The organism is Ruegeria haliotis (genome assembly GCF_013377785.1).
In the GTDB taxonomy this organism is placed as follows: domain Bacteria; phylum Pseudomonadota; class Alphaproteobacteria; order Rhodobacterales; family Rhodobacteraceae; genus Ruegeria; species Ruegeria haliotis.
In genome coordinates, this window is the sequence record NZ_JABXWT010000022.1 from 1 (window position 1) to 14884 (window position 14884).

A 14884-nucleotide genomic window follows, 5' to 3' on the forward strand; every position below is an offset into this window, starting at 1 on the left:
CCGCAACCTAATCACGAGAAAGAAACAGGAACGGAGTACTAACACCTCAATGGCCCGGATCAAGGGGCTGGGTCAGTCTGTATTATCTGTCTGGACCTTCAACAGACGCAGCGTATTGGCCACAATCAGCAAGGGCATGCCAATATCCGCTGCGATGCTTGCCCTGATTGGCATCTTGTTGGTGATCGTGGCGATGGCTTTCGGATGGTATGATAGGACCTCAAGATTCCCTGCGGTCCAATGCAAGTAACTCTTACAACAACCAGGGCCTTAAGACCCGTTGTTCAATTTGTTAGCGAAATACAGCGCTGCTCTGCTAAACTAATCTGCGCCATTGAAGCCTGTGGGATAGCAACACTATTGCGAACCTCGCGACAACACGTCGTAATCAAAATTGGACAGAGTATATGCAAATACGAATTTTAACCGTCCTCGCGGCGCTGTCAGTCACAGCCGGGTGTTCCGAGCAACTGTCGGGGGCTGGCAATGCGGCAAACCGGATTGGGAATCTTCCTGAATCCGTTCAAGCCCTGGCCGCACCGGGGCAAAATTTGGCCACCGCGCGGCTTCTACCGCAAGACAACTGTTATTGGTACGAATACAGCGGACCCGTTGAGACTACCTTGATCCCCCTACGTGCAACGAATGGTGGTCCAATCTGCGTCGCGCGTGAGGCATAAGCATCAAGGCGGGCAATCAATCGACCGCCCGGCCCAATGGCGCTTTTCAGCCAGTAACTGTGTCCTCGGCAGAATACAGATAAGCCGTCGAGCCCACTTTGACATTTGGGTAAAGGTCGTTGATGTGGGCCATGATCATGCGGACGCAGCCCGAGCTGGCCCGGCCGCCAATACTTTTGGGTTGCGGCGTCCCATGAATCCTCAGGTAAGTATCGCGGTTCCCGACGTATAGGTACAATGCACGAGAGCCCAAGGCGTTGGTCGGACCGGGCTCCATTCCGTCTTTGAATTGCGCATACTCCGGATTGCGCTCGATCATGGACGCCGTTGGCGTCCAGCGTGGCCATTCGACCTTGCGCCGGATGGTGTAAGTTCCCGGCTCGTACAGATTTCCACGTGCTATGGCGACGCCATAACGCATCGCCGTACCGCCGTCTTCGATATGATAAAGATAGCGCGCTACCGCATCGACATGAATGTCGCCTGGGATCAGCCCATCATTCGCCTGGACCCGTCGAGGCAGAAAGCGTTCGTGCACCCCCCATGGGTTGGACGTAGCAGCATCATATCCAAGTGGCGTGACCCTGGCGTCCCAACTGGCCTTCTGCGAACCCGTGGGCCAGGTGTTGGCCAATACCGGGCCGGACACCGATGCTGAAAACAGCGCAGTGGTTGTCTGGATGAAATGACGTCTCGTCAGCATAATCCCGATCCTGATTCACAATCATGTTGTGCTGGTGGCATGGTCCAGCCATCAGTATCGACTCATAATGCCCCTGATAGCTTGAGCATCAAGAGGTTTCTGATCACGATTGATGCATCCGATCAGCCCTGTGACAAATAACTGTCGGTCAATCGCTGCCTGTCACGCATAAGAACACAACTTGGATGTCGTCAGTTTGGCTTTCACCAACGCTTCGGCAAAGGTGACCGCGCATGCGACGCCGTCAACGACAGGCAGGCCGAATTCTCCCGAAAGCTGCGACATCAAATCGGTCATGCCCGCACAGCCCAGAACAATAGCCTCGGCTCGATCCTCATCAATGGCCGCGCGGATCTCTGCCCGGATCTTGTCGATGGTCTGAGGGTCGTTTTCCTCAAGCTTCAGAACAGGGACATCCGAGGCCCGGACCCGGACACAGCGGCGATCCAGACCATAGCGCAACAGATTGGCCTCTAATCCCGCCAGTGACCGCGATAACGTGGTTATGACGCTGAATTTTGGACTAATCATTGACGCCGCGTGATAGGCCGCCTCGCCTACTCCGATCACCGGCGCCGAGGTGACGCAGCGCACCGCATCGACCCCTGTGTCATCGAAACAGGCAACGACGATTGCATCCACATCCGGATAAGCCGCCACCGTATCCAACAACCCCGGAACGCAGGTGGACACGTCCAGATAGCCCTGAATGCTGGGTGGTCCCTCTTGCGAGTTCGTGGCGATAACCTCGGTTTCGGGATGCGCGACGGCACGCGCCGCTGCTTCAATCTTTCGGGTCATGGAACTGGTGGTATTGGGATTGACGACGAGCAGTTTCACAACATCCTCACACTTCTCCGCCCAGATAGGCGGCTTTGATCCGGGGGTCGGTCAGAAGTTCTTTGGAATTTCCTGAGATCACCACATTTCCGGTGGTCAATGCATAGGCGCGGTGGGAAATGGACAGCGCCATACGCGAGTTCTGTTCGACGAGCAGAACCGAGACACCTTCGTCGCGGTTGATGGCAACAATGGATCGGGCAATGTCCTGCACCAGCTTGGGCGCAATCCCCAACGACGGCTCATCCAACAGCAGCAACCGCGGTTTGGCCATCAACGCGCGCCCGATCACCATCATCTGCTGTTCGCCACCCGACAGGGTTCCGGCCGACTGAGAATAACGTTCCTTCAGGCGCGGAAATCTTGCCAGCACCGAGTCCAGCGTTTGCTGAATGCCTGCCTTGTCTGACCGGGTAAACGCCCCCATCAGCAGGTTGTCCTTCACTGTCATGTAAGGAAAAACGCGCCGTCCTTCTGGCACCATGGCGATGCCTTTGGACACGATCTCGGCAGGGTTGGCCCCGTCTATCTGCTCGCCCTCAAACGCAACCGAACCAGATTTGACCTTGGCCAGCCCTGTGATTGCCCGCAGAATTGAACTTTTGCCCGCCCCATTTGCACCGATCAGGGCAACTGTTTCACCTTGCTCCAGATCGATCGACACACCTTTCAGCGCATAGACGTGATCGTAGTAAAGCTCGACATCCTTGAATTCCAACATCTTTGTCATGGCTCAGATCCCGATCTCGTCATCTGCGCTGCCTAGATAGGCTTCGATGACCTTTTCGTTGTTCTGGATTTCCGCGGGCGTGCCTTCGGCGATCATTTCGCCAAAATTCAGTACCACGATCCTGTCAGAGATATTCATCACCGCTGGCATGTCGTGTTCCACCAACAGCACGGTAACGCCCCTGTCGTCGCGGACTTTGCGCACCAGATTGACCATTTTCATGGTCTCGTCGTGGTTCATACCGGCAAAAGGCTCATCCAGCAGCAGGACCTTGGGATCAGTGGCAAGGCCGATGGCAATCCCCAGCGCCCGCAAATTGCCCTGCGGCAGGTTTGAGGCTTGCTCATTGGCAATCTCGGTCATGCCAAGGAATTCAATCAGATCGTCGGCATATCGCCCAAAGCTGTCGACATCCTCATGCGCCATCCTCGAGCCCCAGAAATACCCCGCCAGAGAGGCGCGGGCCCGCAAATGCTGGGCGACGATGATGCTTTCGCGCACGGTCATCGACTTGAAGATCGTGGTTTCCTGAAACGTTCGAACAACACCCTTGCGTGCCACCACATGCGGTTTCAGGTTCGAGATACGCTCGCCCTTGAACAGTACCTCGCCGGTGGTCGTGGGCAGGAAGGACGAGATCATCTTGAACAGCGTGCTCTTCCCCGCCCCATTTGGCCCGATCACCGAGAGGATTTCGTTTTCATTCACGTTGAACGAGATATCGCTGTTGGCTGTCAAACCGCCGAATTTCCTGGTGACATGCCGGACTTCCAGAAGATGGCTCATCTGTCCGCTCCTTTCTTGCCCGGCAGCCGCAGGCTAAGCAGCCCGTTGGGCAGAAACAGCATCAGGATGATCAGCAGGCTGGAATAGGCCAGCAATTGAAAGCGACCAAGTTCGAACAACAGGTCCCAGCCGAAATACAGCACCAGCGTGCCCAGCATCGGACCAAACACATATCCCAGACCACCAAGGAAGCAGTTCAGCATAAAGTTCACACTGTCCGCGACCTGAAAGCTGGAGGGATAGACCGACTGCGCGATCGATCCAAACATGGCGCCGCCAATGCCGCCCAGAAAGGACGAAATCGAAAACACGATGACGCGGATATACGAGATGTTGACGCCAATGGAACTTGCCAGTTCCTCGTTCTGTTGCATCGACCGACACAGGTGGCCAAGCCGCGAGTTCACCAGCCGGTACATGGCCGCGAAGGTCAACACCATCAGCACGCAGGCCGCGTAGTAAAAGGCCAGCCTGGGGTTTTCCAGCGTTGCAAAATCCGGGATCAGCGTCAGGCCAAAGATTGAGATACCACCTGGCAGCGGGATCGAGGTGATGCCCTTTGCCCCATTGGTAATTGGCAGAGCCAAAGCGGTCAGCGTGACCACCTGCGTCAGCACCAGTGAGATCATGGCGAAGTAGACACCACGCAAGCGCAGGATCGGCACACCGATCACAATCGCCACGGCGGCTGCGAACAACCCGGCCAGTGGCAACGACAGCCAGAAAGACATGCCCGCTTTTGTCACCAGAATGGCCGAGACATAGGCTCCGATCAGGGCAAAGGCACCCTGACCGATATTGATACGACCGATATAGAAGGTCAGCCAGACGCCCGCGCTGGCGATGGACAGCAGCGCCACTGAGGTCAGTGTATAGTACAAATCGGATCTGCCCGAGGCCACGACGAAGGCAGGCACTGCGATAAAGATCGCCAGCAGAAACACCGCCAGCCCGGCCCATTGGATCATATTCAGTTTTGGCACGGCTCTAACCCCACGGCTTGCCCATCAGCCCCTGCGGGCGGATGGCAAGGAAAATCATCAGCGATACAAAGATCAGCAGGTAGGTGATGTCGCCATATTGCGACAAAACTGCCAAACCGATGGCTTCCATAAAGCCAAGGATGATTCCACCCGCAATCGCGCCGGAAATCACCCCCGCACCACCGATCATCACCATCATGAACGCTTTGATCGAGGTCGGTCCGCCCATACCCAGATTGACCCCCGTGATAGTCACCAGCAATCCGCCAACCAGCCCGGCCAGCATCGCGCCCAACGCAAACCCGATCATCGAATAGCGCGCGACATTGACGCCCATCAGCTGCGCTGCGGTTCTGTCCTGTGCCAGCGCGCGCAGGGCGCGACCGGTTTTGGAATATTGCATGAACAGGATGAATGAGACGATCGACAGTATGGCCAAAACGCAGATCAGAATGCGGTCATACGGCATGATCAACTTGAAATCCCAGTTGAAAACCCCGTCGACGATCTTGGGCACACCACGTTGTTTTTCGCCAAAAACCAGCAAGATCACCGCATCGAAGAAAAAGGCCAGTCCCGCCGCCAGCAGCATTGTGCTTTCCTCGCGGTTGGACCTTCGGATGACGGGTGCGAACAGAAATCTCTCGATCAGCGCGCCGAGGACGGCAAGCGTGATGCACGAAGCCAACAACGCCAGCACAAACGGCCAACCCAGTTGCCCATAAAACGTATAAGTGACGAATCCACCCAGAACGTACATTTGCCCGTGGGCAAAGTTCAGCACATTCATCAGGGCGAAAATCAGCGTCAAACCCAGGGCGATCATCGCATATTGCGCGCCCAGGTAGATGCCATTTGCTAGTATCTGTTCCATGATTGTCCCGCGTAAGGTTCGCGTGCCCCGGGCCGTTTATCGGCCCGGGGAGTGAGTTGCTCGTTAGGCTTTGCCCTGTGTCTGGGAGTCTTACCTCAGTCGACTTCTGCGACGAACAGCGTGTCGAATTTACCGTCCTGGTAGACATTCACCACAAGTGGCACCGCGATCTGACGTTTCTGCCCGAACGATGTAGACCCGACATATCGCATCTTTGCGTCACCATTCATAAAGGGGTTGGGCGCTTCGAATGTATCCATGGTGGTTTGGAACGCGCTGACATCGTCAATGCCGGCGGGGTTCGCGTTCAACGTCGCCAGAATGTACTCCAGCGCATAGACCTTGGTGTTCGACTCGTCGTTGTATTCGCCGAACATATCGGTATAGCGCTTGACGAATTCCTTCATGTCATCGGATGCGATTTCCGGTGTCGAGGCGCCGCCGACAGAGATGAACCCGTTGGCCAGGTCCCCTGCCCCTTCGCGCAATACCGTTGCGTCCTGCGCGGTTTCGGTCGAGATGACGCCCTGGAACCCAAGCTCGCGCGCTGAACGGATCAGCTGCGGTGCGTTGGCTGGGGAAACCCCGGACAGAACCAGCAGGTCGGGCTGGGTGCGCATAACAGGCGTCAGGACCGGCGTGAAATCTGTGGTATCCACCTGATACGTGACGTTGTCAGAAACGACCTCTAGCCCAAGTGCGTTGGCGGCCTCGATGCCTCCGTCGCGCTGACTCAGTGGATCGGATTCGTTCGCGGCCACGAAAGCGACTGTCTGAACGCCTTTCTCATCGCGCAGATACTTATAGATTGCCGGACCGGACTGATAGTTTGCGACCATGCCCAGAACCGCATTCGACGCGGGCGCCGTGTACAGTTCTTTTGGGAAAGCATAGGGGAAATACATGATGCCCTGCGCTTCGGCTACGGGGCGCACCGCAGCGGCCCCGTCATCAACGTTGGGCCCAACCACATAGTGGATGCCCTCTTGCGCCATCTTTTCCATACCGGCAATGGCGCGCTTGGGGTCTTTTTGATCATCGAACGAGACGATCTCGATGTCATAAGTGGTGTCCCCGATCTTGTAGCCGCCGGATTCATTGATCCAGTCGGCGCGGGCCTCCATCGAGCGTTGATTGGAGATTCCCCAAGCTGCGGCCGGACCCGATGTCACCCCTACAAATCCGATCTTGAGAACCGGGTTTTCGGCCCATACAGCCGATGCCATTGCGGAAACCGACACGGCCAGCGCAACGGACGTTTTCATCAAAGTTCTGCGTTTCATTTTATCCTCCCTACTGAGGGTTCCACGCCTCTGCCGGACGTTTTTGATCAATTTGCACCATCAGTCGAATCTCGACGTGCAGTTCAATTACCATTTTGTTAACAATCTTTGTCAACACTTTTTATCGACACGATTGTTGCCATTGTCGACGAGGCGCTCATATATTGTCAGAACAGGGCCTTGCAGATATTAGCAATCGTCCAGCCCTTTCTGCCAATATGGATCGAGATGACGAACGACGCCCAACAAAAGCTCAACACCATGCAAACCGACCCCGATGAACAGATGATCGTCGACCGCATCTACTCGGCAGTCATGGAACAAAAGCTCGCTCCGAGAACCAAGTTGAGCGAAGCAGCGTTGTGCGAGACGTTTGGTGTTGGCCGCATGCGTGTCCGCCGCGCCCTGCTGCTGCTAGACAGTCAGGGCATCGTTGATTTACGATCCAATCGGGGTGCGTATGTCGCCTGCCCCAGCGCGGATGAGGCTCGCGAGGTCTTTGCCGCCAGATTGATGATTGAAACCGGCATTGTCCGTGAATTGGCACGCGGCGTCAGCGATACCGGGCTAAGCGCCCTACGACGACATATCGAACAGGAAGACATCGCCCGCACAAAGGATGACCGCACCGAAATGATCCGGCTTTCGGGGGCTTTTCACGTGGAATTGGCCCGATGTCACGACAATACGGTTCTCACGCGTGTCGTCCGAGAGCTGGTGACACGGTCGTCATTGATCGTTGCCCTGTTCGGAGCCAACCGAAGCTCCACCTGTCCCGATGACGAACATGCGTCGATTATCGAAGCAATCGCCGATGGTGACCCACAGGCGGCAGAGGACTCTATCCGGCATCACATCCTTCACGTTCAGAACGGCCTCGATCTTGAACAAAGCCAAAAGGCCGAACCTGACCTGGCAAAGATACTCACCGGCCGCATGTAGGACACGGGCTCCGGGTCTTTCGCAAAGGTCTTGGAGTGTCAGGGCAGACAAGAATGTCGCTGGGCAAAGAGCGTGATGTGCAACACCGATAGTACGCGGACGCCGAACGACGCCTGCTTCCCGAGATTTTCCCGCCCCCAGCCAACCCCGATCTCGTGCCCTTGCAGCGGGATTGCCAACCGATTGTCAAAGTTTGCGACCAACTCCGGTGGAGCGTGCAGCCGCTTCCACGTTCAGTGCCCATCGCCGGTCGACATTTCGTCATTCACAGTATGACAAACATCAAGTGTTGCAGTTCTACGTCACCACCTGAGTTCGGGTGGCGCTCACCTTCATTATTCCATTGTACTGTTGAGGTTTGCGCCCTTTGTTGCTTTTCTTGCGGCTCTCATTGTCAGACCGGTGTTTTCGCTCTTCATGTTAAGGTACTGCATATGATCCGTGATCTTGTGTTTCCGGCCTTGGTTTTGATCTGCGCTACATTTTTGTTGTCTGGGTCGCTGTTGAATCACGATGTCAGTTGGTATCTGATTTCCACGCGGTGGTGGCTAGACGGCACACCCATTTACGAAGAAATCCTTGAGCTTAATCCTCCGCTGACATTTTACCTTACGGTTCCACCTGTTTGGTTGGCAAAAAGCTTTGATCTGTCGCCGACAGCAACCTTCCAAACCTACGTCTTGATCCTGTCCGGAGTCTCGCTTGTGCTTTCGCAGCGTGTTCTGCGTCAGGACAAATCAGTGCCGGATTGGATGCGGATCGGCTTTCTGACTTGCGGGGCAATTGCACTAGCCATTGTTCCGCTGAAAGATTTTGGGCAGCGAGAGCATCTCTTCGTGGTCTTCCTGTTGCCCTACCTTACTTTGGCATTGGTAGACTATGAATGCCCGCGCAGGCAGCGGATAATCATTGCAATCTGGGCTACCTTTGGCATTGCCATCAAACACTATTTTGTACTGGTGCCGTTAGCCTTGGCGTTGCATCGCATGTTTGTCGAAAAATCGTTCCGTTGTGTTTCAAAGGCTGAACACAGCGTGCCAGTCATATTGATGGTCGCCTATGTTGTTGCCGCTCGCTTGCTGCACCCTGCATACTTTAACGACGTGATCCCGCTGGCGATGCAAGTTTATGGGGGCTACGAATCCGAGGTTTGGGCCGTTTTGAGGAAACTGACAGTGCTGCCAGTTTTCTTCGGTTTGATTGTACTTATGGTTTTAGGAAACCACGGAGGAACGCGCGCGTCCTGGGCGCTGATCGCGGTTGTTTGTGCGGCCTTCGCGATCTACGTGCTCCAATCAAAAGGCTGGAGCTATCATCGAGTCCCGCTTGTGGCGGGTCTGTTCCTCGCGCTGAATTGGGCAACATTCGAATTGGCCCGATCCCAAGCAAGGAAACGGGTCTTCGGACTGATCGGGCTGATCGCCGCCATATTGCTGATCAACCCAATTTTACTCTTTGGGACTTATCGAAACGGCAGTACTGCGTATGTGGCTGATTATTTTACCTGCCCCGACGGTCAAAGGACGGTACAGGTCTTCAGCGCGCGTGTGATTCACGGCTTTCCATTGGCAAATTATGCCAAAGCTCAGCCATCAAACCGTGCCCCAGCGTTGTGGTTGTTTCCCGGGGCCGCGCACCAGCTTAGTCTGACATCCGATCCCGAATCTCGCGCAAAGTACAAAGAGACCCTGGATTTTGCACGCAGCTTGGCGATCTCAGATTTCTTTCGCACGAACCCTCAACTGGTTGTTGTGGATACCAGAAAGGACAAGCGATATTTCAAGGGTACACCTTTCGACTACATTGAATTCTTCTCTCAAATTCCAAAGTTTGCCGACGCATGGCAAGACTATGAAAGGGTTGGTCAAGTGGGTGGCCTGACAGTGTATCGGCGCCCTGGATGTGATACCCCGGCCCTGTGACATCACGCCGAAACAAACTTTCGGCAGGAACCGCAGTTTCCTCAAATAGCGTTTCCGCCTAATTTTGGTCTCTAGTTCAGCTATCTGCTGTGACGGCGACGTGGCTAAGCTTGCCATCAGGATCCCAGACATTGAGTTGAGCAAGACTGTCGCTCATATCCCCGGCGATAGTCGCGGCTGCACTCGTTTTGCCTTGATATCAGGTCCTGCCGGCCGCGTCGTAGATCAGCGCGCCAAGGTCCGAGAATTTCGATCCGGATGCCTGCAGCCCCAGAACCGCGTTGCGAATGGCCGCAGCGCGGGATGCACCAAGCGATGGACTGGCAAATTCCATGAACTTGTTCACCACCTCGTCCTGAGACATCGGCGCCTCGGGTCCGCCGCGCGCATGTACATCCCCCGAGGCGAGCACACGGCCGTCGTTCAGAGTTATGCTGACATCGGCACAACGGCATTTTGGGAAGCGGTCCGAATGGCGCGCAACCTCGGCCACCGAAATACGTTCGACAATTGACGCAACCAGCGGATCAGACAGACCGGCCCCGGTGATGTGTTCGACACCGATCCGCCCATGCGCCGCCATCGTGGCGACAGCAAAAGGCAGCGAGTACTGCGCCTTGGAGGTATCATCCGGCATGCCCTGAAACAGACAGGCGCTTTCGCGGAACGTGTTCACCTGAATCGCTGCGATGCCCTGATGCGTCAGGTCGTTATCGCGGATCAACGCGCGGGTCGCATCAATTGCCGCATGGGCCCAACGGCAGATCGGATATGGTTTCACATATTGATGTTCCATCTGCCAAAACGTACCCAAATCCCGCCAATGCGGCGCGGCCTCCTCAGCCTCGATGGTGATCGCCGGGGCCCCGGTAAAGCCCTTCTCGGCCAGCACCGCCGAGGACACGCCCACCAGCGCGCCCCAACCCGAGCCGTCATGCAACATGGTTGGGTTGGCGATCTCGCGCATCATCTGGCTGCGCGGTCCATGGTATTCAGCAATACCCATGGCTTGGCGCATCTGATCAGCGCTCAGACCCCGCAGACGCGCCGCCATGGCGACAACCCCCAGCGCGTTCCATGCGCCAGACGTATGATAGTCGCTGACCGTGTCATGCAGGGAAATCCCGGCACGACCCGCGACCTCGTATCCGATGGTCACCGCTGCCAGCGCCTCGGGCCCCGAGAAATCACCAATGGTTTCCGCCAGCGCCGCCAGTGCCGGAACCACGACAACCCCGATATGACCCTTGGTCGGGTTATACCCGTCATGACCGTCCAGATTGTCGGTCTGTGTCGCAGCGGCATAAGCCGCGCCCGCGACACTGACTCTGCGGCCATCAAACAGCATTCGGGCACCAAACCCCTGCTCACCTGCGCCATAAAGCGCCGCTGCGCTGTCCCGCGCAATCCGCCCGGCCTGCATCGGACCCGCACCGATGGTGATTCCAAGCGTATCCAGCAGCATAAGCGCGGCCGCCCTGAGCGTGCTGTCAGGAAAATCCTCGACCCGGCTGCCAAGGGTAAAATCTGCAACGGTTTCAAATGTGTCTGTCACGGTGTCCTGCAAATGCTATTTCGGATTTCCGGTATCTGTAGAAAACTAGGCATGTTCCCACAGCGCAGCACGAAAACAATCATGGGGCAATGACCCCGGAATATTTGTGGCTATGACCGCGCCCGTTTTTGCGTATGAATTTGGGAAACGATTCACGCGGGAACATCACTCCGAACACTCGGGGTACTTCTCCGGCTTTGTGCCCTGTCTGAGGAACACCTGTCATGATGAACCTGCCCCACCTGACTTTCCTGCGTTCCTTCGAGGCCGCCGCCCGCCACCTGAATTTTACCAGCGCCGCTGTCGAGCTGAACTGCACCCAATCGGCGGTCAGCAATCATGTCCGCTCGCTTGAAGAATTCATCGGTCGGCCCCTGTTCGTACGCCATGCCCGGTCCCTGTCGCTGACCGATGTGGGTGAGGCCTATCTGCCCTCGGTACGCCATGCGCTACAGGAAATCGACGTGGCCACGCAATCGGTGATTCAGCATTCGCACGCGCGCAAGGTGGTGGTGTCCTGCCCAATCAGCCTGTCTGAGAATTGGTTGCCGGATGTAATCCGGGAATTCAACGCGGTGCACCCGGACATCGATCTGACGGTGCATGGCACTGTCTGGACAGATGTCGAGCCTAACGTTTCAGATATCTCGCTAACGATCAATCATGTCGACGACGTTACAGCGGATATGAAACGTCTGTGGGTCGAGAAACTGGCCGTTGTTTGCGCGCCCGGGTTTCTGGTCGACGGCGCCCCCTTGACCGATCCCAGACAATTGCAGGATGCACCCCTGATCCACATCCTGGGTCGCCCTGCCTATTGGGAGCGCGTAGCGCTGCATTTCGGGCTGACCAATCTGAACCAGAAGGAGGGTTTGCGGACAAATGCTTCGAATTTAGCGATGGAGATGGCGGCCAAATCACTGGGTTGCGTCGCGCTGCCAAGATCACTGGCCAACTCATATGTGCAGCGAGGGTTGTTGATCGAACCTTTCAAATTCGATCTGGAAAGCCCGTGGACCTATTTTGTGCAGCTCAAGGACAAACCCATTACGCCACCGGTCAGACTGTTCCAGGACTGGCTGTTCAAGGCCGCCGCAAACATGAGTGCCTGACCGGTGCATCAGGTTATTCGGCCTCTTCCATAAGCTTTGGTTTGACATCACGCAGCCGGTGGCCGGCAGGATCAAAGGGTGGCTCATTCAGGATCTTCGCTTTATGCGATTTGCCCAGGATAAAGACTTCGACCGTGTCGCCGGGTTGCGCCACCTGCGGGTTCGCATACCCAATCGCCAATGATTTGCCGACCGAATAGCCGTATGCGCCCGAGGTGACCCGACCGACCGATTTGCCATCGGGGGTAAAGATCGGCTCGCCGCCGGTGGCATCGGCGTCTTCCGTTACCACGATCTCAAAGATTGACAGCACCTCGCGCGGGGCGTTGTCCTTGACTGACAGATAGGCGTCCTTGTGCAGGAAGTCCTTGTCCAGCTTGATCAGACCGGCCAGACCAACCTCTTGCGGCCAGTATTCCTGAGAATACTCGCGACCCCATGAGCCATAGCCCTTTTCGATGCGCAGCGATCCCAGCGCACGTCCGCCCACCGGGCCGCCATCCAGTTGTTTGGCCGCATCCAGCAGCGCGGTATATAGCCGGGTCTGGTCTCTTTCGGCGCAGTGCAACTCCCACCCCAGATCACCGGTAAAGCTGACGCGGATGGCAAGGCAGGTCACGCCCGCAACCTCGATGGTGGCCGAGCGCATAAAGCGGAATGCCTCGTTCGACAGGTCCGCGTTGGTCAGGCGCTGCAACAGGTCGCGCGCTTTCGGGCCCGCAACATTGAAGCCCGCGATGCGGTCGGTAGCGACCTCAATCGTTGTGCCCTTCGGCAGATCGACCATATTGAAGAACCGCTGATGATACCGCTCGGCCATGCCGGACCCGATCATCATGTATTCATCGTCGGTGACCTTGGTGATGGTGAAATCGCCAGCTACGCCGCCACGCACCGAGATCAACGGCGTCAGGCAGGAACGTCCGACTTCCGTCGGCACCCGGTTGGCGACCAACCGGTCCAGCCAGCCATACGCTCCGGGGCCCTTGATGATGTAATTGGCAAAGTTCGAGATGTCGATGACGCCGACATTCCCGCGCAGCATCTTCACCTCGCGGCCCACCGGATCAAACCAGTTTTGGCGGGTAAAGCCGTTGGTTTCCTGCGTACCCGGCTGATCCGCGAACCACAATGGGTGTTCCCAACCGCAGTTCAGACCAAAGACGCAGCCCATGTCCTTTTGCATCTCGTAAGCGGGTCGGACACGCGCCGGACGGCCCGCGCTTCGTTCCTCATTCGGGAAGTGGATGGCGAAACGGTGAGTATAAGCGTCTTCGACCCTTGCTTTGGTGAAGGCCTTGTCGGCCCAATCGCCGAACCGCGCCAGATCCCACGCGAACATGTCGTATTGCGGCTCACCCTCGATCATCCATTGTGCGGCCAGCAGTCCCAGACCGCCCGATTGCGAGAAGCCAGGGATGATGCCGGTGCAACAGAAATAATTCCTAAGCTCAGGCATCGGTCCCCAGATCGCGTTCGAATCCGGCGACCAGATCATCGGGCCGTTGATCACTCGCTTGATGCCCGCCGTGGCGGCAACCGGCACCCGCTCGGTCGCGCGGATCACGTTTTCCATGATCCGGTCCAGATCGTCAGGGAAAAGGTCATGGGCAAAATCCAGCGGTGTGCCTTCTTCCGCCCAGAACTTCATCTCTTTCTCATAGGCCCCAATCAGCAGCCCGTTGCCTTCTTGGCGGAAGTAGTATTCTCCATCGCGGTCTGCGATCGAGGGCAGACGGCGGCCCAGATTGGCCACTTCGTCGATGGATTCAGTGACAAAATACTGATGCTCGGTCGGCTGCAACGGCAGGGTAAGCCCCGCCAGGGCGGCAACCTCGCGCCCCCAAAGACCGGCTGCATTCACTACCCATTGGGTGTGAATGTCCCCCTTCGGCGTGCGCACAATCCAACTGCCATCAGGCTGTTGTTCCGTGGCGGTCACAGGACAGAACCGTTCAATCGTGGCCCCCATGGCCCGCGCACCAGCCGCGTAAGCATGTGGCACACCGGACGGGTCCACATTGCCGCCATCGGGTTCGTACATGATGCAGCGGATATCGTCGAACTGCGCCAACGGATGCAGTTCCTTGGCCTGTTCGCGGCTGACCTCATGAAAGTTCAGCCCATAGAACCTGGCCTTGGCCTCTTGCAGGCGCAACTGATGCTCGCGCTCTTCGGTCTGTGCCAGATACAGCGAGCCAGGTTGGAACACGCCACAGCTTTGGCCTGTCTCCTGCTCCAGCTCTTTATACAGGTTCATCGTATAGTGCTGGATGCGGGTGATGTTGTTGTTGTCATGCAGCCCGTGAATATTGGCCGCCGCGTGCCAGGTCGAACCGCTGGTCAGCTCATCGCGTTCCAACAGAATACTGTCGGTCCAGCCGAGTTTGGCGAGGTGATAGAGGATCGAGCAGCCGGCAAGCCCGCCGCCGATCACAACTGCCTGTGCGTGCGTTTTCATGAGGGGGGTCCTC

13 protein-coding genes are annotated in these 14884 nt (G+C 56.7%); 4 read left to right on the forward strand and 9 right to left on the reverse strand.

From position 1 onward, the window contains the following. Positions 1-250, forward strand: a 250-nt coding sequence (locus tag HW561_RS23745; protein ID WP_211198722.1) for a hypothetical protein, incomplete at its 5' end; no start/stop codon positions are given. 476 nt (positions 251-726) lie between these two features. On the opposite strand, the gene HW561_RS21090 is transcribed toward HW561_RS23745, so the two are convergent. From HW561_RS21090 to HW561_RS21120, 7 genes are all read right to left on the reverse strand, one after another. Next, a complete protein-coding gene (locus HW561_RS21090; protein WP_176867329.1) occupies positions 727-1383 on the reverse strand; it encodes a L,D-transpeptidase in 657 nt (218 codons plus the stop codon). A 162-nt stretch (positions 1384-1545) separates the two neighbouring features. Further along, positions 1546-2223 (reverse strand): aspartate/glutamate racemase family protein, encoded by a 678-nt coding sequence (locus tag HW561_RS21095; RefSeq protein ID WP_176867330.1) that lies wholly within the window; start codon positions 2221-2223, stop codon positions 1546-1548. A gap of 7 nt (positions 2224-2230) precedes the next feature. Beyond that, positions 2231-2953: an ABC transporter ATP-binding protein gene (locus HW561_RS21100; protein ID WP_176867331.1), complete on the reverse strand. Its 723-nt coding sequence runs from the start codon at positions 2951-2953 to the stop codon at positions 2231-2233. Between the two features lie 3 nt (positions 2954-2956). Next, the gene (locus tag HW561_RS21105) at positions 2957-3739 is read right to left on the reverse strand and encodes an ABC transporter ATP-binding protein (RefSeq protein ID WP_176867332.1); all 783 of its coding nucleotides are present in this window, start codon (positions 3737-3739) and stop codon (positions 2957-2959) included. Beyond that, the gene (locus HW561_RS21110; protein WP_176867363.1) at positions 3736-4707 is read right to left on the reverse strand and encodes a branched-chain amino acid ABC transporter permease; all 972 of its coding nucleotides are present in this window, start codon (positions 4705-4707) and stop codon (positions 3736-3738) included. Before HW561_RS21110 ends, HW561_RS21105 begins: the two co-directional genes overlap by 4 nt. Positions 4708-4726: 19 nt before the next feature. Beyond that, positions 4727-5596: a branched-chain amino acid ABC transporter permease gene (locus tag HW561_RS21115; protein ID WP_176867333.1), complete on the reverse strand. Its 870-nt coding sequence runs from the start codon at positions 5594-5596 to the stop codon at positions 4727-4729. Positions 5597-5691: 95 nt separating this feature from the next. Further along, a complete protein-coding gene (locus HW561_RS21120; RefSeq protein WP_176867334.1) occupies positions 5692-6879 on the reverse strand; it encodes an ABC transporter substrate-binding protein in 1188 nt (395 codons plus the stop codon). A gap of 180 nt (positions 6880-7059) precedes the next feature. On the opposite strand from HW561_RS21120, the gene HW561_RS21125 reads away from it, so the two are divergent. Then, complete coding sequence (locus tag HW561_RS21125; protein ID WP_235963020.1) at positions 7060-7821, forward strand: GntR family transcriptional regulator; 762 nt, start codon at positions 7060-7062, stop codon at positions 7819-7821. A gap of 236 nt (positions 7822-8057) precedes the next feature. After that, entirely contained in the window at positions 8058-9743 is a 1686-nt protein-coding gene (locus HW561_RS21130; RefSeq protein ID WP_176867335.1) for a hypothetical protein, read from the forward strand. 199 nt (positions 9744-9942) lie between these two features. On the opposite strand, the gene HW561_RS21135 is transcribed toward HW561_RS21130, so the two are convergent. Further along, entirely contained in the window at positions 9943-11298 is a 1356-nt protein-coding gene (locus HW561_RS21135) for an MmgE/PrpD family protein (RefSeq protein ID WP_176867336.1), read from the reverse strand. A gap of 224 nt (positions 11299-11522) precedes the next feature. Between HW561_RS21135 and HW561_RS21140 the strand changes: the two genes are divergently transcribed. Next, on the forward strand, positions 11523-12410 hold the full coding sequence (locus HW561_RS21140) for a LysR substrate-binding domain-containing protein (RefSeq protein WP_176867337.1): 888 nt from the start codon (positions 11523-11525) through the stop codon (positions 12408-12410). A gap of 13 nt (positions 12411-12423) precedes the next feature. On the opposite strand, the gene HW561_RS21145 is transcribed toward HW561_RS21140, so the two are convergent. Further along, positions 12424-14871: a GcvT family protein gene (locus tag HW561_RS21145; RefSeq protein ID WP_176867338.1), complete on the reverse strand. Its 2448-nt coding sequence runs from the start codon at positions 14869-14871 to the stop codon at positions 12424-12426. Between the last annotated feature and the right edge of the window lie 13 nt (positions 14872-14884).

Coding starts and splice junctions, on each gene's coding strand:
- HW561_RS21090 (WP_176867329.1), bottom strand. CDS start 1,383: ATGCTGACGAGACGTCATTTCATCCAGACAACCACTGCGCTGTTTTCA.
- HW561_RS21100 (WP_176867331.1), bottom strand. CDS start 2,953: ATGACAAAGATGTTGGAATTCAAGGATGTCGAGCTTTACTACGATCAC.
- HW561_RS21105 (WP_176867332.1), bottom strand. CDS start 3,739: ATGAGCCATCTTCTGGAAGTCCGGCATGTCACCAGGAAATTCGGCGGT.
- HW561_RS21110 (WP_176867363.1), bottom strand. CDS start 4,707: ATGATCCAATGGGCCGGGCTGGCGGTGTTTCTGCTGGCGATCTTTATC.
- HW561_RS21115 (WP_176867333.1), bottom strand. CDS start 5,596: ATGGAACAGATACTAGCAAATGGCATCTACCTGGGCGCGCAATATGCG.
- HW561_RS21120 (WP_176867334.1), bottom strand. CDS start 6,879: ATGAAACGCAGAACTTTGATGAAAACGTCCGTTGCGCTGGCCGTGTCG.
- HW561_RS21140 (WP_176867337.1), top strand. CDS start 11,523: ATGATGAACCTGCCCCACCTGACTTTCCTGCGTTCCTTCGAGGCCGCC.
- HW561_RS21145 (WP_176867338.1), bottom strand. CDS start 14,871: ATGAAAACGCACGCACAGGCAGTTGTGATCGGCGGCGGGCTTGCCGGC.